The organism is Dyella lipolytica, from assembly GCF_030160075.1.
Lineage (GTDB): Bacteria > Pseudomonadota > Gammaproteobacteria > Xanthomonadales > Rhodanobacteraceae > Dyella_B > Dyella_B lipolytica.
This window is the reverse complement of sequence record NZ_BSNQ01000001.1, coordinates 74,492-92,703: the sequence shown is the minus strand read 5'-3', so window position 1 is coordinate 92,703 and position 18,212 is coordinate 74,492. Positions and strand designations below refer to the sequence as shown.

Sequence of the window (18,212 nt, the reverse complement as noted above, 5' to 3'; positions counted from 1 at the left end):
GGTTACTGCTGAGGAATGATCACCATCCAGCTCATGCCGAAGCGATCGACCACCATGCCGAAATAGGGGGAGAAGAAGGTCTTGCTCAGCGGTACACACGCTTTGCCGCCATCGGCAAGCGCGGCGTACACACGGTCGGCTTCTGCGGTATCGCTCACCGAGAGCGACAGCGAAAAGCCTTGGAACTTGGTATCCGAATTGACGCAATCATCGGAAGCCATCAGCACGGAATCGCCGATGGTGATGTTGCTGTACATGATTTTTTCGCCGTCGTAGTTTGCGGCCGGACCATCGCCAGGAGGCGCTTCCTTGTAGCGCATCTGCATGTTGACCTTGGCGCCGAGGTGCTTCTGGTAATACTGGATGGCTTCCTCGCAACGACCACCGAAAAACAGATAGGGCTGGGTGTACATGTGAATTCTCCGTGACGAATAAAAGCTAAGGAGGCCCGGTGTACGGCTTAGTTTTCCGGGTCACTGGAATGGAGACGAACCAGGAATGCCGGAATCGACATGAGATCACGATTTTTAGGGACGTAAGTTTAGCGCTGCGTAGAGCGACGTACGACCAGCTTCACTGGCAGCAGCTGCGTCTCGACCGGTTCGCGGCGGATCAGTTGCAGCAGATTATCGACCAGCGTCTCGCCGGCGAGCTTGGTGTCCTGCAGCACGGTAGTCAGCGGCGGGTTGAGGAAGCGCGCCATCGGAATATCATCGAAGCCCGCAACGGCGACCTGCTCAGGCACCTTGATGCCGTGGTTGGCGAGCGCGCGCATGGCGCCGATGGCGATAAGGTCGCTGGCGGCAAATACGGCATCGAACGGCACGTCGCGTTCGAGCAGCGTCTCCATGGCGGCATAGCCGGATTGTTCGGTGCTTTCTGCAGCATCGACCTGCAAAGCCGAGTCGGCTGCTAAACCCACTTCCTGCAAGGCAGCGGCATAACCGCGGTAGCGTTCGAAGAATTCCGGATAGTGGCTGGATGCGTCGCCGAGGAAGGCGATGCGCCGACAACCCTGTTCGAATAGATGCGTGGCCACCGCGTGGCCGCCCTGGAAATTGTCGCAGCCGATGGAGACATCCGGCTGATCCGGCAACACGGCGCCCCAGCGCACGGAGCGGGTGCCCTGGGCGGCCAGCTTCTGCAGCTTGTCGATATAGGCGAGGTAGTCGCCGTAGCCGAGCAGGATGATGCCGTCGGCCTTTTTGGTATCGGCGTAGTCGGCATGCCAGTCATAGGACAGCTGCTGAAAGGAAATCAGCAGATCGTAACCGCGCAAGGCGCAGGCGCGGGTGATCGACCCGAGCATGGAAAGAAAGAACGGGTTGATGTGCGAGTCGTCTGCGGTGGGATCTTCGAACAACAGCAACGCCAGCGTGCCCGAATGCTGCGAGCGCAGGTTCGAGGCGTTCTTGTCCACCTTGTAATTGAGCTGATCCGCCGCCGCTTTGATGCGTTGGCGTGTTTCCTCGCTGACCAACGGGCTGCCACGCAACGCACGCGAGACCGTGGATTGCGAAACCCCGGTCAGGTGGGCGATGTCGAAAGAGGTGGCTTTCCCTTTGATTTGCACTGCTGGGCAACTCTTTGCTTGGACGGCTGGCGAGCGGCAGCTGTCCCATAACGCCATCCTAACGGTTGGCCTGTCATCTGTCCTGACGCGGAGCAAGAAAAAGCCCCGAGAACTTAGGGGGAGTCCTCGGGGCCGGTGGAATCGGAACCCAGGGGAGAGGTCCGATTCCGGATGGCTACCCAGGGAGGTGGGCGCCACGGGGATGCCGTTGCGTGCATCCGTAGTCTTGGAACACGGCTTAGCGCGAAAGTTGCATGTGACAGGCCGAAACGCCGGGTTTGGTCAGCCGCGATTCATGTGCAAATCACCGATGACGATCCTTTGCCTAGGTATTCAGCCGGCAAGATCAGCCATCCCGTCAGTGCGCCTCGTCCCAATTTTGGCCCACTCCCACATCCACGATCAGCGGCACGCGTAATTCCGCGGCGCCGGACATGCGTGCCCGGACCGCTTCGCGCACCTCGTCGACGGCATCGGCGCGAACTTCGAACACCAGTTCGTCGTGCACCTGCATCAGCATGTGGGCATCGTCGCGATCCTTCAGCCACGCGGCGACGGTGATCATGGCGCGCTTGATGATATCGGCGGCGGTGCCCTGCATCGGCGCGTTGACGGCGGCGCGTTCGGCACCGGCGCGCAGGGCCTGATTGCGGGAGCTGAGGTTCTCCAGATACAGGCGGCGGCCGAACAGGGTTTCGACATAACCGTCGCGGTGCGCACGTTCGCGCGTGGCTTCCATGAAGGCGTGCACACCGGGATAGCGCGAGAAATAGCGTGCCATGTAGTCGCTGGCTTCGCCGCGGTCCACGCCAAGCTGACGAGCGAGGCCAAAGGCGCTCATGCCGTACATCAGGCCGAAGTTGATCGCCTTGGCCGCGCGGCGTTGGTTGCTGGTTACCGCCTCGGGTTCGAGACCGAATACTTCGGCCGCGGTGGCGCGGTGAATATCGCCGCCTTCCTGAAACGCGCGTACCAGACCCTCGTCTCCGGAGAGGTGCGCCATGATGCGCAGCTCGATCTGCGAGTAGTCCGCCGCCATCACCAGCCAGCCCTTTGGCGCGATAAAGGCCTGGCGGATGCGCCGGCCTTCTTCGGTGCGCACGGGGATGTTCTGCAAGTTCGGATCGTTGGAGGAGATGCGCCCCGTGGCCACCGCGCCCTGGTGGTAGCTGGTATGCACGCGTCCCGTGCGCGGATTGACGATCTCGGCGAGCTTCTCGGTATACGTCGAGCGTAACTTGGCCAGCCCGCGGTATTCGAGAATCAGGCGCGGCAGTGCGTGATCGTCGGCGATGGCTTCCAGCGCTTCCTCGTTGGTGGAGGGCTGCCCGGTGGGTGTTTTCAGTTTTGCCGGCAGGCCGAGTTCGTCGAACAGAATCGCTTGCAGCTGCTTGGGCGAATCGAGGTTGAATTCCCGACCGGCCGATTGCCATGCTTCCTTCTGCAATTCATGCATGCGCTTGCCGAGTTGCTGGCTCTGCATACGTAGTTCGTTGACGTCGATCAGCACGCCACGCTGCTCCATGGCAGCCAGCACCGGAACCAGCGGTATCTCGATATCTTCGTAGACTTTCAGCAGCTTCGGCTCGCCTTCCAGCAACGGCCACAGTGCGTGATGCAAGCGCAGAGTGACATCGGCATCTTCGGCGGCGTAGCGGCAGGCGGTGTCCAGGTCCACTTGCGAGAACGAAATCTGCTTCGCACCCTTGCCGGCGACTTCTTCGTATTTCACGGTGTCGTAGTCGAGGTATTTCTTCGCCAGCGAATCCATGTCGTGACGCGTGGCGGTGGCGTTCCACACGTACGATTCGAGCATGGTGTCGTGCTTGAGACCCTGCACTGCGATGCCGTAGTGCGACAGGATGTTCATGTCGTACTTGGCGTGTTGTCCCACTTTGGGTCGGCGGGTGTCTTCCAGTATCGGCTTGAGCGCGGCGAGTACCTGGTCGCGCGGCAATTGCGCAGGTGCGCCGGGATAATCGTGCGCTAGCGGGATGTAACAAGCGTGACCGGGCTGAATGGAAAGACTTAGGCCCACGATATCCGCGCGCATCGCATCGAGACTGGTGGTTTCCGTATCGAACGCGATCAAAGGAGCGTTTTGCAGACGCGACATCCAATTGTCGAATTGTGCCTGCGTAGTGACCAGCTCGTAGTGACCCTGGCCGCTGAGTTCCACGGGCGGTGACGTTTCGATGCGAGCAGGCGCGGCGGGAGCCGGACTGGCGACATTCGCTTGCGGCGGCGCCTCTGCGGCGGCGTTGTCCAGGTCTTTGAGCGCAGCCTTGAATTCGTAGCGGGTGAACAATTCGCGCAGCGCGTCGGTGTCGCGGTCGCGCAAGTTGAGCTGCTTGACCGTGGTATCCAGCGGCACATCGGTCTTGATGGTGACCAGCTCGCGTGACAAAGGCAGCGACGGCAGCGCTTCGCGCAGATACTCGCCGATCTTGCCGCCGATGTGGTCGGCATGGGCGATCACGCCATCGAGCGAACCGTATTCGGCCAACCACTTCGCGGCGGTTTTCGGGCCGCACTTGGTAACGCCGGGCACGTTGTCGACGGTGTCGCCGGTGAGGCTGAGGAAGTCGACGATCTGTTCGGGTTTCACGCCGAATTTGTCCACCACGCCGGCGCTGTCCATCGTGGTGTTGGTCATCGTGTTGATCAGCGTGATGCCGGGGCGCACCAGCTGCGCGAGGTCCTTGTCGCCGGTGGAAATCAGCACGTCGATGCCGTGTTTGTGCGCCTCGGTGGCGAGAGTGCCGATCACATCGTCCGCTTCCACGCCGCTCACGCGAAGGATCGGGAAACCCAGCGCACTGACGATCGCCAGCATCGGTTCGATCTGCGCGCGCAGCTCGTCGGGCATGGGCGGACGGTTTGCCTTGTACTTGTCGTAAAGCACGTTGCGGAACGTCGGCCCCGAGGCGTCGCTGACGAAGGCCACGTAATCGGGCTTGGCCTTGAGCGTGGTGCGCAGCATGTTGACCACGCCGAACAGGGCGCCGGTGGGTTCGCCCTTGGCGTTGCTCAGTGGCGGCAGCGCATGGAAGGCCCGGTAAAGGTACGAGGAGCCGTCTATCAGCGTAAGGTTTGGCATGGGTGGCATTCTCGCACGGGGCTTAAAGGGACGGTTCACGGGGGCTGAGCCGCGCGCTGTTATGATCCGATCCCCTATCGAGGTGCTTGTCATGAAACACGCTGCCTGCTTGTTCGCTCTTGCTGTCCTGGCCGCGTCGCCGGCTTTTGCTCAGACATCCTCGTCCACCGCGGCTCCGCATTTTGCGCCTGCGCCGCCTCCGCCGGGCATGAACGATCCGGGAGTGAATCCCTCGAGGCAGCCGATCTCCTCCAGCACGTCTGCGGCGCCGGCGTCCACGCCCGCCGAGCTCGAACCGAGCCACATGCCGAGCAAGCCGATCCCGATGCCGAAGATGCCGGGTGCACCGTCAGGCCACGACGCCAACGGTCAGCCGCCGCCGGAAGTGACCGTGCACCAGGAAGGCGAAAACACGGTCCAGGAATATCGCCAGAACGGTCACGTCTACATGGTGGTGGTCACGCCGAAGCACGGGCCGCAGCAGGTCTATACGGTCGACCCAGATGGCCACATGCTCGATCCGCACGGCCAGCCGCCGGTGAAGCCGGTGATGTACAGGATCATGCAATGGGGTACCAGCAAGCCGGCCACGGCTTCGTCGTCGGAAGACAACGGGTCCTGAGTTCGTTTCGTTTCCTCGCCCTGGAGCGTGCATGAATCTGCGCGAGAGCTGGCTACTGTTCGCCCTAGGGTCGGCGTTTTTTGCCGCACTCACGGCGCTGTTCGGCAAGCTGGGCGTCGCGGGCATCAACTCCAACCTCGCGACGTTTATCCGCACGCTGGTGATACTTGCGGTGACCGCAGGCATTCTCAGTTTGCGTGCGGAGTGGGCGAAGCCTTCGGGCTTGCCGTGGCATAGCTGGCTGTTTCTGGTGTTGTCCGGCATTGCCACCGGGCTTTCGTGGCTGTGTTACTACCGCGCGCTGCAACTGGGACCGATCAGCAAGGTAGCGCCGATCGACAAGCTCAGCGTGGCCATCGCCATCGTGCTTGGCTTGGTGGTGTTGGGCGAACGGCCTAGTTGGCCGATGCTGGTGGGCGGTGTACTGATCGTGGCGGGATCGCTGGTCATCGCTTTGTTTTAGGCGGCGGACTCAGCGTTTCGGGTCCAGTTCGGGATAGTGGCGGAAGACGCCGTCTTCGTTGAACGGGATGCGCCGAGGCGATTGCAGATAGGCGGCAATGTTGGGACGTTCGGCGATGCGTTCGGCCAGTGCGCGCAAACGCGGGATTCGCTTTTGCATGCGGCGCATCGCATGCGGAAACGCGTAATCGAGCCCGCTAACGACTTGGAACAGTGACAGATCGACATACGAGTGGCGACTCAACGCCTGTCTCCCGTTGCCGCGTTCGATGACAGTTTCGAAGTAGTCGAGGAATTTGGGCAGGCGTTCGTCGCGAAACGCCTTGGCACGTTTGCGCGCTGCTGCGCGTTGTTGCTCGTAGTACTGGCTCGACGCGATGGGATGATGCGTGTCGTGGGTTTCCACCACGAAATCGGTGATGGTCTGTTGCAGTTGCTGCGCGTAGATCTCGGCGGACTGTCCCCCAGGAACGAGACCCAGACGTGGCCCGAGATAGGCAAGAATGGTTGCTGTCTGTGCGATGACCAGGCGTCCTGCCTTGAGGAAGGGTGGTGCAAACGGCAGCGCACCGTCGTGTTTGCCATGCAGGAAGGGCATCATCGCGTTGTCACCGCGCTGGCGTGCCACATCGACATAATCGGCACCTGCATCCTCCAGCGCTAGACGCACGAATTCGCCGCGGCCCTGGATGCCGGTCCAGTAGTACAGCTCATAACGCATGACGGATCCTCCGAATGGCGTAGCGCGGCTGGAAAGGCGTGTAACGGTCCAGCCTGATATTCATATGCATAGCGAATCGTTAGATACGTTAAAACGATTTGATTTATCCGTGGGCAGACGGTGAAATGGCAACCTCTCTCCCTGCCTGTCGCCGGGCTCCAGGCGTCTCCCAGTTATGTTCTTGCGCCGTGTCCTGCCGGACAACTTCACGCTATGCCTGATCGTGACGGTCATTGCAGCCAGCCTGCTGCCTTGCCGTGGCACCACGGCGAACGTATTCGAAATACTGACCGACATGGCCATCGCTCTGCTGTTTTTCATGCATGGCGCAAAGTTGTCGCGTGAGGCTGTGATATCGGGGCTGACCAACTGGCGGCTGCATCTGACCGTGCTGGCGAGCACCTTCGTGCTGTTTCCGCTACTGGGTCTGCTGCTGAAGCCCGTACTGTCGCCGCTGGTCACGCCGGCGCTCTACGCGGGTATCTTGTTTTTGTGTACGTTGCCGTCGACGGTGCAGTCATCGATCGCGTTTACCTCCATCGCACACGGCAATATCTCCGCGGCGGTCTGCGCCGCATCGGCATCGAGCCTGATCGGTATCGTGATCACGCCATTGGTGGTCGGGTTGCTGCTAGAGGTGCACGGGCAGGGCGGGATGTCATGGCATGCGGTGGGCGATATCGTGCTGCAGCTATTCGTGCCGTTCGTGGCCGGGCAGGTGGCGCAACGCTGGATCGGCGGTTGGGTGCAGCGTCATCGTCCGTTGGTCGGGCTGATCGATCAAGGTTCGATCCTGCTGGTGGTGTACACCGCTTTCAGTGCCGCGGTTCTGCAAGGTTTGTGGAAGCAGTTGCCATTGCCGGTGATGGGCGGCCTGCTGATCGTCAATGCAGTACTGCTCGCTATTGCGTTGCTGGCGACGCGTTATGGCGCCCGCGCACTGGGCTTCGATCGCGAGGATGAGATCACCATCGTGTTCTGCGGCTCGAAGAAAAGCCTGGCCAGCGGCGTGCCGATGGCGAAGGTGCTGTTCCCGGCGCATGCGCTGGGCATGATCGTGTTGCCGCTCATGCTGTTTCATCAGATGCAACTGATGACATGCGCGGTGCTGGCGCGCCGCTATGCGGAGCGCGCGGGTGTCAAGAAGCGCGACGTGCCAGTAACAACGGAAGCCCCCGCCGACTAAGCGGCGGGGCCGGTATCAATGCCGGAAGTGACGCATGCCGGTAAACACCATCGCCATGTCGTGTTCGTCGGCGGCGGCGATGACTTCGGCATCGCGCATCGAACCGCCCGGCTGGATCACGGCGCGAATGCCCGCCACGGCAGCGGCATCGATGCCGTCGCGGAACGGGAAGAAAGCATCGGAAGCCATCACCGAGCCGCGCACTTCCAGTTTCTCATCGGCGGCCTTGATGCCGGCGATGCGTGCGCTGTAAACGCGGCTCATCTGGCCGGCACCGATGCCGATGGTCTGGCGATCGCGGGCATAGACGATGGCGTTGCTTTTGACGTATTTGGCCACTTTCCAGGCGAAAATCAGATCGTGGATCTCCGCTTCGGTCGGTGCGCGACGCGTGACGATTTTGAGATCGTCTGCCGTCACCATGCCGCGGTCGGCGGTCTGGATCAGCAAGCCCGAACCGACGCGGCGCGAGTCGTTGCCCGGATGAGCGCGTGCGAGGTCGCCATGGGGCGGTGCAGGAATCTGCAGCACGCGTACGTTGGTCTTCTTGGCAAACGCTTTCAGCGCGTCATCCGCATAGCCGGGTGCCAGCACTACTTCGACGAACTGACGTTCGACGATGGCGCGTGCCGTGGCGGCGTCCACCTCGCGGTTGAAGGCAATGATGCCGCCGAAGGCGGACGTGGGGTCGGTCTGATACGCGAGGTCGTAAGCGCGGCCGATGCCATCCAGGCTCACCGCCACGCCGCACGGATTGGCGTGTTTGACGATCACGCAAGCAGGCTTGGTGAAGCTGCGCACGCATTCCCACGCAGCGTCGGAATCGGCGATGTTGTTGAACGACAGTTCTTTGCCCTGCAACTGGCGAAACGTAGCCAGCGTGCCGGGTTCCGGATACAGGTCGCGGTAGAACGCGGCGTGCTGATGCGGGTTCTCGCCGTAGCGCAGGTCCATCAATTTCACGAAGCGGCTGTTGACCTGCGCAGGGAACGTGTCATGGCCGGCGATCGCGTCCTGCGCATCGTTGAGCTGCAGGCCCGAAAGATAGTCGCTGATCGCACCGTCATAGTTCGATACGCGATTGAACGCGGCGACGGAGAGTTTGAAGCGTGTCGCGCGGCTGAGACCACCATGCTGCTCGATCTCGGCGAGCGCTGCCTCGTATTGGTCGGGCGAGGTGAGCACGCCGACGTCGTTCCAGTTCTTCGCGGCAGAACGCAGCATGGCCGGTCCGCCGATATCGATGTTCTCGATGGCCTGTTCCAGCGTGCAATCGGCCTTGGCCACCGTGGCCTCGAACGGATAGAGATTCAGCACCAGTAGGTCGATGGGCGCAATGCCCAGCTCGGCCATCACGGCGTCATCGGTGCCGCGACGGCCCAGCAGACCGCCGTGGACCTTAGGGTGCAGGGTCTTCACGCGGCCATCCATAATTTCCGGGAAGCCTGTGATTTCACTGACATCTTTCACCGCGACACCGGCTTCGCGCAGGGCTTTGGCGCTACCGCCGGTGGAAAGTAGCTCGACCTTTGCGGCAGCCAGGCGGCGCCCCAGTTCGACCAGCCCGGTCTTGTCCGAAACGCTGATCAGGGCGCGGCGGATAGGGGTGATGGCAGGTGCGGACATGGCGGTTTCCGAAGCGGTAAAGCCATGCATTATAGCGCGACCCGGCGGGGTTGCGGCGATGGGTGCAAGTCGCGTTTGGACGGCTAAACGACGAGACGATTCAGAGCAATCCGTGAGCCGCGAGCTTCTTGCGCAGCGTGGCGCGATTGATGCCGAGCACGACTGCTGCGCGGCTCTGGTTGCCGTCGTGGAACGCCAGTACTTCACGCAGCAACGGACCTTCGACTTCGCGAATCACCAGCGCATGCAAACCTTCGTCGCACGACGTATCACCGATGTCCGCAAGGTAGCGGCGCACGGTGCGGCTGACGCATTCACTCAGTGCGCTCTGCGACGAGGATTCACGAACAGCCTCGTTGGCAGGCAGTCTGACGGCGTTCAAGGACATTTCCCCTCACGTACTCACGCAACGGCTGCATGGGCCGTCGCCATGTTTATGGCAGTTACCGCATTCGCGGCGGGTCGGCAGTCGCGCTTTCTTTTGCGCGAGGGGTCGAGTGTACTCGCGACTGGCGACAAAATTAAGGGCCTGCCGACAAGAAAAAGCATAAGCCTATGCCGGACAGGCACTAAGCGAGCCTTATTCAAATCCAAGGTCAAAGGCGACGGCTTGTCGGCCCGGATCTTCCACCTCGAAGATCAGTGCGGTGCTTGCACCGGGCGCCAGGCCGTGTCGTAACTGTTCGATGTCATCGAGGTATTCGTATGGGTTCAGGCGGCGCATGGCGAGTACTTTGCCATTGGCATCGGACAAGCGAATCATGACAACCGGCCAGGGTTGCGTGAATGCCGCGTCATTGCGCAGGGTGGCGCTAATCAGCAAGGCATTGGGAACGGTGGGATGCGTTTGCACGTCGCGTGCCAGCAGATGCAGCTTGTCCACATCGCGTACCGGCGGCAATGTGCACCGCAATATCGTGCAAGCCTGCTGCAGCAAAGGACCCGTGTTCGCATCGGCAATCAAGGTATCGCGCAAGGCCCATGCGAGCTGCGCGGCCAGGCCGAGCAGCAACAATACACAGGCCATCGTCCACGGCCAGCGACGTGGTCTTTCAATGCGCTGATCGCGCGCGAAGCGCGGTGCAACAATGAGATTTGCGAAATCGTCATGTGGCCCGGATACCGGGTTGGCAACTGCAGCTTGTGCGGTTTTCGGCTGTGGTCGATAGACTACCAAGTCGACCCGTGGCGGTTCCACGCCAGGTTCGTGCGAGGGCAATTCGGTGAACGGTTCTGGCGGCAACTGGTCGGCCAGCGTGCCGATGCAGTCGAAGCCCGCGCCGCAATGTCCGCACATGACAAAGCCATGTGCTTGCGCGAGCGTGCGCGCATCCACTGAAAACACGGACAGGCATTCAGGGCATTGCGTATACATGCGTGAGGATGGCTCTTTGCGTTCGCCTCCTCTCCCCGTTGGGGAGAGGATTGAGGTGAGGGGCCGGGGCTTGCGCTGATCTATATCGAAGCGTACTTCGAATCACCATCAACGCAAGAATGTCCCCTCACCCCAGCCCTCTCCCCATGGGGGAGAGGGAGTTAGTTGCGGCGATGGCCGCTGATGCGTACCCAATCTTCGCGTGTATCCACGCGCAACGCATCGAACCATTCGGCATAACGTGCCAGCAGATCATCCTGCTGGCCTTGCAGGATGCCGGAAATCGCAAAGGGTGCGCCGGGCTTCGCGGCTGCGGCAAACGTCGGAGCCAGTTCGCCGAGTGGGCCGGCGAGAATATTGGCGACGAAGACGTCGGCCGGCTCGCCGGCGAAATCCTCGGGCAGAAACAGGGCCAATCGATCCGCGACGTTGTTGCGTTCGGCGTTGTCTGCCGATGCCGTCAACGCCTGAGGGTCGTTGTCCACACCCACAGCCGCCGCGGCACCCAGCTTGAGTGCCGCGATGGCAAGGATGCCGGAACCGCAACCGAAGTCGATCACGCGCTTGCCGGCGAGGTCGAGGCTGTCCAGCCATTCCAGGCATAACGCGGTGGTCGGATGGGTGCCGCTGCCGAAGGCGAGGCCGGGATCCAGCCGTACGATCACGCTGTCATCTTCCGGCGGCTCGATGTTCCACGGATAGATCCACAGTCGACGCCCGAACGGCATCGGCTTGAACTGGTCCATCCAGGCGCGCTCCCAGTCTTCGTCGGCGACGTCGCGGAAGGTGAGCTGGTCGGGTTCCAGCCAGGGCAGCAGTTCGCTCAGGGCCTCGATAAGCCCCCTTCGATCGGTGCCTGCATCGAATAGCGCGTTCAAGGTAATCGTGGGCCACAGCGGCAGCTCGCCGACGCCGGGCTCGAAGATCGCCTGTTCGTCCGGTGTTTCGGCGTCGGCGTCCTGCAGCGTGATCGACAGCGCACCGAGATCGTCCAGTGCTTCTTCCACGCGGGGTTGCTGTTCGGCGCGGGCGATCAGGGAGAGTTCGAGCCAGGGCATCGTGGGTCCGTGATGAAGCGGAAGGTTGCCATGATTGTCCCTCTCCCCTTTGGGGAGAGGGTAGGGTGAGGGGACAATCTTGCGATGCGGTTCACTCGAAGCATGCTTCGATGAAGTTCAATCGCGAGCGTGGCACCTCACCTCAATCCTCTCCCCGGAGGGGAGAGGAGGCAGAATCAAAAGAGCGATGCTCAATGACCGCTATGCGGATGTTCCTTGCTTTCCGCCATACGCTTTTCCAGGTAGTGGATGTTCTGTCCACCCTGCTGGAAACCGACGTCGGCCATGATGCGTTGCTGTAGCGGGATATTGCACTTCACGCCTTCGATCACCGTCTCGGCGAGCGCCAGCCGCATGCGCGCAATCGCCGTTTCACGGTCGGGGCCGTGCACGATCAGCTTGCCGATCATCGAATCGTAGTTCGGTGGAATGCGGTAGCCGTCGTACAGGTGCGTGTCTACGCGCACACCGGGTCCGCCCGGCGCTTCGAAGCGCTTCACCGTGCCGGGCGAGGGCATGAAGGTGTCGGGATCTTCGGCGTTGATGCGACATTCGATCGCATGACCGTGAATAACGATGTCTTCCTGCTTGATCGACAGTTTTTCGCCGGACGCGATCAGCAGTTGTTCGCGCACCAGATCCACTCCGGTGATCCACTCCGTCACCGGATGCTCTACCTGGATACGCGTGTTCATTTCGATGAAGTAGAAATGGCCGTTTTCGAACAGGAACTCGAACGTGCCGGCGCCGCGATAGCCGATGCGCAAGCAGGCATCCACGCACACCTTGCCGATCTGTGCACGCAGTTCCGGCGTGATGCCCGGCGCCGGTGCTTCTTCGACGACCTTTTGATGGCGGCGCTGCATCGAGCAATCGCGTTCGCCCAGATGGATGGCATTGCCCTGACCGTCGGCCAGCACCTGGATTTCCACGTGTCGCGGATTCTCCAGGAATTTCTCCATGTACACCTGATCGTTGCCGAAGGCCGCCTTGGCCTCCTGCTTGGTCATGGTGACGGCGTTGCCAAGATGCGCCTCGGTGCGCACCACGCGCATGCCGCGACCGCCGCCGCCGCCGGCAGCCTTGATGATCACCGGGTAACCGATCTCGCGTGCAATGCGCACGTTTTCTTCGATGTTGTCGCCGAGCGGACCGCCCGAACCGGGCACGCACGGCACGCCGGCGGATTTCATCGCGCGGATCGCCTCGACTTTGTCGCCCATCAGGCGAATCACGCTGGCCGTCGGCCCGATAAAGATGAAGCCGGATTGCTCCACTTGCTCGGCGAAATCCGCGCGCTCGGACAGGAAGCCGTAGCCGGGGTGGATCGCATTCGCGTCGGTGATCTCGGCCGCTGCAATGATGCGCGGAATATTGAGATAACTATCGACCGATGGCGCGGGGCCGATGCAGATCGCTTCGTCCGCCAGACCCACGTGCTTGAGGTTGCGATCTGCGGTGGAGTGCACGGCCACGGTCTTGATGCCAAGACTGTGGCAGGCACGCAGCACACGCAGCGCGATTTCGCCGCGGTTGGCGATAACGACCTTTTCGAGCTTTTGCATAATCGTCAGGTCGCTCAGGCGATCACGAACATGGGTTGATCGAATTCGACCGGCTGGCCGTTATCGACCAGGATGGCTTGCACGGTGCCGGCGACATCGGCTTCGATCTGATTGAACATCTTCATCGCCTCGATGATGCCCAGCGTCTCGCCGGCTTTCACCTGTTGGCCCACCTTTACGAACGCCGGAGCGCCCGGCGTGGACGAGGCGTAGAACGTGCCCACCATCGGCGCCTTGACCACGTGGCCGGCCGGGAGAGCGTTGGCGGCAGCTTCTGCGGTGGCGGCCTGGGCGACCGGTGCGGCAGCGACCGGGGCCGGTGCGTGCATGACGGGCGCAGCGGCGACTGCAACGCCACCCTTGGGGACGCGCGACAGGCGGACGACTTCCTCGCCCTCTTTGATTTCCAGTTCGGCGAGGTTGGACTCCTCGAGCAGGTCGATCAGTTTTTTGATCTTGCGCAGATCCATCGGGCTTGCCTTCTTAGGGTCTGGGGGCCGCAGTTTGGCGGCCTGAAAATGAATGGAATGACGTGAAAGGAAACGGTATGTGGGCCTAGCCGGCAGGCTTCGCCTCGAGCTTGGCTGCCGCGGCATCCAGTGCCAGGCGGTAGCTGTCGCTGCCGAAACCGCAGATCACGCCTACCGCCAGGTCCGACAGGTAGGAGTGGTGCCGGAACGGCTCGCGGGCGTGCACGTTGCTCATGTGCACCTCGATAAACGGGATCGCCACCGCGGCCAGGGCGTCGCGCAAAGCCACGCTGGTGTGTGTGAATGCGCCGGGGTTGATCAGGATGAAGGCGATCTGTTCGTCGCGAGCCTGGTGGATGCGACCGATCAGTTCGTGCTCGGCATTGGACTGGTACCAGGCCAGCTCATGCCCCACGGCCTGCGCACGCTGCGCCAGCCGGTTGTTGATATCGGCCAGCGTCTCCCGGCCATAGATGTCCGGTTCGCGCGCGCCGAGCAGGTTGAGGTTGGGTCCATGCAGGACCAGCAGCTTCGCCATGTAGGCCCCAGGCAGCCCCCGGTTGCTCCGGAATCCGCGCAGTGTGCGCGTTGCCGAGAATGTTGTCTAGTTCGGCGCAGATCGGCGATGTTTGAAGGAGAAGTGCGCGTCAAACCGTGCGTGATCGTATGTTGACTAGAAACCGCATCAGGGCGCGGTTGTCGGCGACAGCCAGTTAGCCAGCTGACCGGCGTCGAGCGGCCCGCGGTGAATCGCCATGACGCGGCCACTACCGTCCAGCAGCACGCTAAAGGGAAGCACCTCGTCGATATCGCCGAAACGCAGCGAGGTGCTGGGGGAGGCCAGCTGGCCGATCAGGATCGGGTAATCGATCGGGTGGGCAGTGAGGAAGGCATGCACGCGGGCAGGCTCGTCCATCGCTATACCCAGCACGATCGCCCCCTGATCGCCGAACTTATGCTGCGCGGCATTTAAAACCGGCATCTCGGCCAGGCAGGGTACGCACCAGCTGGCCCAGAAGTTGAGCAGGACGCGCTTGCCGTGGAAGTCAGATAGCCGATGTTCCCGGCCATTGAGATCAATCAGGGCCAGATCCGGGGAAAGATCGCCGACGTTCGCTACATGGACGCCCGCAGGCACATGCGCCACCTGGCTTTCGTGCTGCAGCCAACCGCCAGCGACAGCGGCTGCGACAGCCAGGCCAAGAATGACCACATTGCTTCGGCTCAGCATGCCTCTTCCCGAACCGTCACTTCGCCGCCTCGGTCAGCGCCTGCGCTACCAGCGAGGAGGTCAGTACCGTCGGCAGCTGACGCCCGGGTCCACCGTCTTTCGGGAACACTACATATAAAGGTACGCCCGGCGAATGATATTGCTGCAGGAAGGCGGAGATGGTGGGGTTCACGTCGGTCCAATCGCCTTTCATATAGACCGTGCCGGTGCGCTTGAGCAGGGCCTGGAAATCCTCGCCATCGAGCACTGCATGCTCGTTCGCCTTGCAGGTCACGCACCAGTCGGCGGTCATGTCCACGAACACCGGCGTGCCGGCCTGGCGCAGCTCGGCGAGTTTTTCCGGTGAATACGCGACGGTGCCATCGATGTTGCCAGCGACCTGTGCAGCAGCTGGCAGGGTAGCGAGGTAATAGAGAGGCACTGCGGTAATCAGCGCCAGCAATGCGACCAGCACATGAGCGAATGGTCCGCGCCCGCGACTGCGTTCAAACCACCACAGCGTCATCGCTAACAACACGGCGGCCACTAACAGTAAGCCAACGGCATCGGCGCCGCGCTGATGGGCAAGCACCCATGCCAGCCACACGGCGGTCAGATACATCGGGAATGCCAGCACCTCTTTCAGCGTTTCCATCCAGCGACCGGGCCGCGGCAACCAGCGCGACAGCGCCGGCACAAAGCCGATGGCAAGAAACGGCAAGGCCAGACCCAACCCCAGCGCCACGAATACCGACATAGCGCTCAACGTCGGAGCGACCAATGCGTAGGCCAGCGCGCTGCCCATAAACGGCGCAGTGCACGGACTGGCTACCACTACGGCAAGCACGCCGGTGAAGAAATCGCCGGCAGCGCCGGAGCGATTCGCCAGCGAGCTGCCGGTGTTGCCCAGCGATGCGCCGAACTGCACGACACCCGACATCGACAGAGCCACAGCGAGCATGACCAACGACAAACCAGCTACGACCAGTGGGTTTTGCAGCTGCGCGCCCCACGCGGTCTTCAAGGCGATGATCGCCAAACCTAACGCGACGAAGCTCACCAGCACGCCGGCGGTGTACATCACCGCGTGCGACCGACGGCGCGCGGGATTCTCACCGCTTTCCAGCACGCTGACTGCTTTGATCGACAGCACCGGCAATACGCATGGCATCAGGTTCAACACAAGGCCGCCGCCCAAGGCGAGCAACAGCGCGTACCAAAGGCTCACATGGGGCGAGCTGCTCTTGGCATCAGCCGGCGGCATTTGCGGAGCGGGGTCTTGAGTGACCTCACCTATAGCGGCACTGCCACCGGACAACGCGATGCTCGCTTCGCGCGTCATCAGCGGATAACACAGGCCGCCGTCCTGGCACCCCTGAAAGCTGGCGACGAGGTCGAGCGACTTCAGAGCAGACACGTCGCCGTTCACCGTCACCGGCAAGGTCAGCTCGTCGAAGTACACCGTCGTGTTGCCGAAATGTGCATCGCGATGCATCGTGCCCGCCGGCCATGCCGGCGTCAGCGAGAGTGATGGCGCATCCTTTAGCGATAGCGTGGTCTGGTCGCGATAGAGGTAGTAGCCCTCGGGCATCGTCCAGCGTAGCAACAGGTGGTGCGGATCTTGGGCAATGGCATCGAAATGGAACGCCTGCTCCGCAGGCAGCGCCGCCGCGTTGCTGCCGGCCAGTGCCATGTGCGGACCCGCGTCGAGCAACGTACTTAGCTTGTTGGTCGGGTTGGAGGCCGTGGGCACCGGCAGATCCAGCTGCTCGGTATGCGGCGGATAGCAGATCTTCGGATCGGTTTCGTGGCAACCCTGATAGCGCACGCTCAACGTAAGCCGCGCCGCGCCGGGCGCCAGCGTGTAGGGAATGGTGGCGTCCACGCCGTGGTGATATGTCTCGACCGGGCCGAGGTATTGATCGACGTGCTTCTCGCCATCGGGGAGCTGCGCCGTGCCCAAGGTGACGCCGTCGCCGCCCTTGAAGTTCATGCGCCCGCGATAAAGGTAATAGTCCTGCGCAATCGTCCAGTGCAGTTTCACCACGCCGGGCGTGCTGGCGTCGGCGGTAAGTTTGTAGGCTTCGGTGACCGGCAGGAGGTTGCTGTCATCCTGCGCAAATGCGGAGAAGGCGGATCCAAGTAGTAGCGCGGCAAGGATCAACAGGCGCGTGGCTACGCGGACGTGAAAGATCGAACGCATTGGAACTCCAACATCTTGAATCGCGCCATGGCGCGAATAGTGAAGATTATGACTCAGCTTTCAGTCGGGGCCCGAAAAATGCGTTCTTATGCGTTTTCCGGTTGTTCAAGGGGCTCGGTTGGGGTCGATGATCCGGGCCGCAGCATGCCAGTCGTCAGTGCAATTCCCAGCAGGATGACCACACAGCCACCCGCCATCGCGAGCGTAATCGCCTCGCTCAGGAACAGCGCGCCCCATAGCACGCCGAACACCGGGATGAGGTACAGCACTGCCATCGCCCGCGCCGAGCCGATGCGCGCCAACAGCCCATAGAACAGCACGTAGGCGAGCGTCGTGCAGGCCGCCGCCAAACCGAACATGGCGACCCAGGCCTGGGTGCCCGGCATCCTTGCCGGCCACAGCCACACCGTGAAAGGAAGCAACATCACGGCGGCGGCCACCTGACTGCCGATGGCTACCGTCAGCGGCGAGATGCTCCGCATGCGTCGATGGCTGTAATGCGCGCCGAAGGTGTAGCAGACGTTGGCACCGACGCAGGCTGCCATCGCCCAACCGGTCGATGTGCCGGCATGGCCAAAGCCCATGGTTCCGCCGATCAACCACACGACGCCGGCGAGGCCGATGATCAGGCCGCTGGTGCGTGGCGCGTCGAGTTTCTCGCCCAGCCACAACCAGCCGGATGCGGCCACAAGCAAAGGCGCGATCGCGTCGAAGATCGCCGACAGACCGGCCGGCAGACTCTGCGCCGCATAGGAAAACAGCACGAACGGCAGCGCTGAATTGGCGAGGCCGATCACGGAGACAGCCAGCCAGTTCGCCTTGAGTTCCGCCAGACGTTCGCGCGAAGCGAGCAAAGGGATCGAGCAGATCGCCGCGCCAATCGCCCGCATACCGGCCAGCGCCATGCCACCGAACTCGTTGGCGCCCATGCGCATAAAGAGGAACGACGCGCCCCATATAGCACCCAGCAACAGCAGCGCGGCGATGTCGGACTTTTTCATGACGATGAGCTCATTGGCATGGGGTAAATCAACATAATCT

Annotated in this window: 17 protein-coding genes; 3 read left to right on the top strand and 14 right to left on the bottom strand. The window is 62.0% G+C overall.

The window, feature by feature from the left end:
- Window positions 1-2: 2 nt before the first annotated feature.
- From QQL64_RS00415 to polA, 3 genes are all read right to left on the bottom strand, one after another.
- Window positions 3-413 (bottom strand): VOC family protein, encoded by a 411-nt coding sequence (locus QQL64_RS00415; RefSeq protein ID WP_284394969.1) that lies wholly within the window; start codon window positions 411-413, stop codon window positions 3-5.
- Window positions 414-541: 128 nt separating this feature from the next.
- A complete protein-coding gene (locus QQL64_RS00410) occupies window positions 542-1,567 on the bottom strand; it encodes a LacI family DNA-binding transcriptional regulator (protein ID WP_284395051.1) in 1,026 nt (341 codons plus the stop codon).
- Window positions 1,568-1,931: 364 nt separating this feature from the next.
- On the bottom strand, window positions 1,932-4,673 hold the full coding sequence (gene polA / locus QQL64_RS00405) for a DNA polymerase I (protein WP_284394967.1): 2,742 nt from the start codon (window positions 4,671-4,673) through the stop codon (window positions 1,932-1,934).
- Between the two features lie 91 nt (window positions 4,674-4,764).
- Between polA and QQL64_RS00400 the strand changes: the two genes are divergently transcribed.
- Window positions 4,765-5,295, top strand: coding sequence for a DUF2782 domain-containing protein (locus QQL64_RS00400; protein WP_284394965.1), 531 nt, complete (start codon window positions 4,765-4,767; stop codon window positions 5,293-5,295).
- 31 nt (window positions 5,296-5,326) lie between these two features.
- Window positions 5,327-5,758: an EamA family transporter gene (locus tag QQL64_RS00395; protein ID WP_284394964.1), complete on the top strand. Its 432-nt coding sequence runs from the start codon at window positions 5,327-5,329 to the stop codon at window positions 5,756-5,758.
- 9 nt (window positions 5,759-5,767) lie between these two features.
- On the opposite strand, the gene QQL64_RS00390 is transcribed toward QQL64_RS00395, so the two are convergent.
- Complete coding sequence (locus QQL64_RS00390; RefSeq protein WP_284394961.1) at window positions 5,768-6,478, bottom strand: glutathione S-transferase; 711 nt, start codon at window positions 6,476-6,478, stop codon at window positions 5,768-5,770.
- 175 nt (window positions 6,479-6,653) lie between these two features.
- On the opposite strand from QQL64_RS00390, the gene QQL64_RS00385 reads away from it, so the two are divergent.
- A complete protein-coding gene (locus QQL64_RS00385) occupies window positions 6,654-7,664 on the top strand; it encodes a bile acid:sodium symporter family protein (RefSeq protein WP_284394959.1) in 1,011 nt (336 codons plus the stop codon).
- A 15-nt stretch (window positions 7,665-7,679) separates the two neighbouring features.
- Here the strand turns inward: QQL64_RS00385 and purH are convergent, their stop codons facing one another.
- The 10 genes from purH to QQL64_RS00335 all read right to left on the bottom strand — a co-directional run bounded on the left by purH (window position 7,680) and on the right by QQL64_RS00335 (window position 18,172).
- The gene (gene purH / locus QQL64_RS00380; RefSeq protein ID WP_284394957.1) at window positions 7,680-9,290 is read right to left on the bottom strand and encodes a bifunctional phosphoribosylaminoimidazolecarboxamide formyltransferase/IMP cyclohydrolase; all 1,611 of its coding nucleotides are present in this window, start codon (window positions 9,288-9,290) and stop codon (window positions 7,680-7,682) included.
- A 100-nt stretch (window positions 9,291-9,390) separates the two neighbouring features.
- Window positions 9,391-9,678, bottom strand: a complete 288-nt coding sequence (locus QQL64_RS00375) for a helix-turn-helix domain-containing protein (RefSeq protein WP_284394956.1) — start codon at window positions 9,676-9,678, stop codon at window positions 9,391-9,393.
- A 192-nt stretch (window positions 9,679-9,870) separates the two neighbouring features.
- Window positions 9,871-10,665: a zinc-ribbon and DUF3426 domain-containing protein gene (locus tag QQL64_RS00370; protein WP_284394955.1), complete on the bottom strand. Its 795-nt coding sequence runs from the start codon at window positions 10,663-10,665 to the stop codon at window positions 9,871-9,873.
- 161 nt (window positions 10,666-10,826) lie between these two features.
- The gene (gene prmA / locus QQL64_RS00365; protein WP_284394954.1) at window positions 10,827-11,723 is read right to left on the bottom strand and encodes a 50S ribosomal protein L11 methyltransferase; all 897 of its coding nucleotides are present in this window, start codon (window positions 11,721-11,723) and stop codon (window positions 10,827-10,829) included.
- A gap of 191 nt (window positions 11,724-11,914) precedes the next feature.
- On the bottom strand, window positions 11,915-13,288 hold the full coding sequence (accC, locus tag QQL64_RS00360) for an acetyl-CoA carboxylase biotin carboxylase subunit (RefSeq protein WP_284394952.1): 1,374 nt from the start codon (window positions 13,286-13,288) through the stop codon (window positions 11,915-11,917).
- A 14-nt stretch (window positions 13,289-13,302) separates the two neighbouring features.
- Window positions 13,303-13,758, bottom strand: coding sequence for an acetyl-CoA carboxylase biotin carboxyl carrier protein (gene accB, locus QQL64_RS00355; RefSeq protein ID WP_284394950.1), 456 nt, complete (start codon window positions 13,756-13,758; stop codon window positions 13,303-13,305).
- A gap of 85 nt (window positions 13,759-13,843) precedes the next feature.
- Window positions 13,844-14,296, bottom strand: a complete 453-nt coding sequence (gene aroQ, locus QQL64_RS00350; protein ID WP_284394946.1) for a type II 3-dehydroquinate dehydratase — start codon at window positions 14,294-14,296, stop codon at window positions 13,844-13,846.
- Window positions 14,297-14,443: 147 nt separating this feature from the next.
- Window positions 14,444-14,989, bottom strand: a complete 546-nt coding sequence (locus QQL64_RS00345; RefSeq protein WP_284394944.1) for a TlpA disulfide reductase family protein — start codon at window positions 14,987-14,989, stop codon at window positions 14,444-14,446.
- Window positions 14,990-15,005: 16 nt separating this feature from the next.
- Window positions 15,006-17,171: a protein-disulfide reductase DsbD family protein gene (locus tag QQL64_RS00340; protein ID WP_284394942.1), complete on the bottom strand. Its 2,166-nt coding sequence runs from the start codon at window positions 17,169-17,171 to the stop codon at window positions 15,006-15,008.
- Window positions 17,172-17,257: 86 nt separating this feature from the next.
- A complete protein-coding gene (locus QQL64_RS00335) occupies window positions 17,258-18,172 on the bottom strand; it encodes a DMT family transporter (RefSeq protein ID WP_284394941.1) in 915 nt (304 codons plus the stop codon).
- Between the last annotated feature and the right edge of the window lie 40 nt (window positions 18,173-18,212).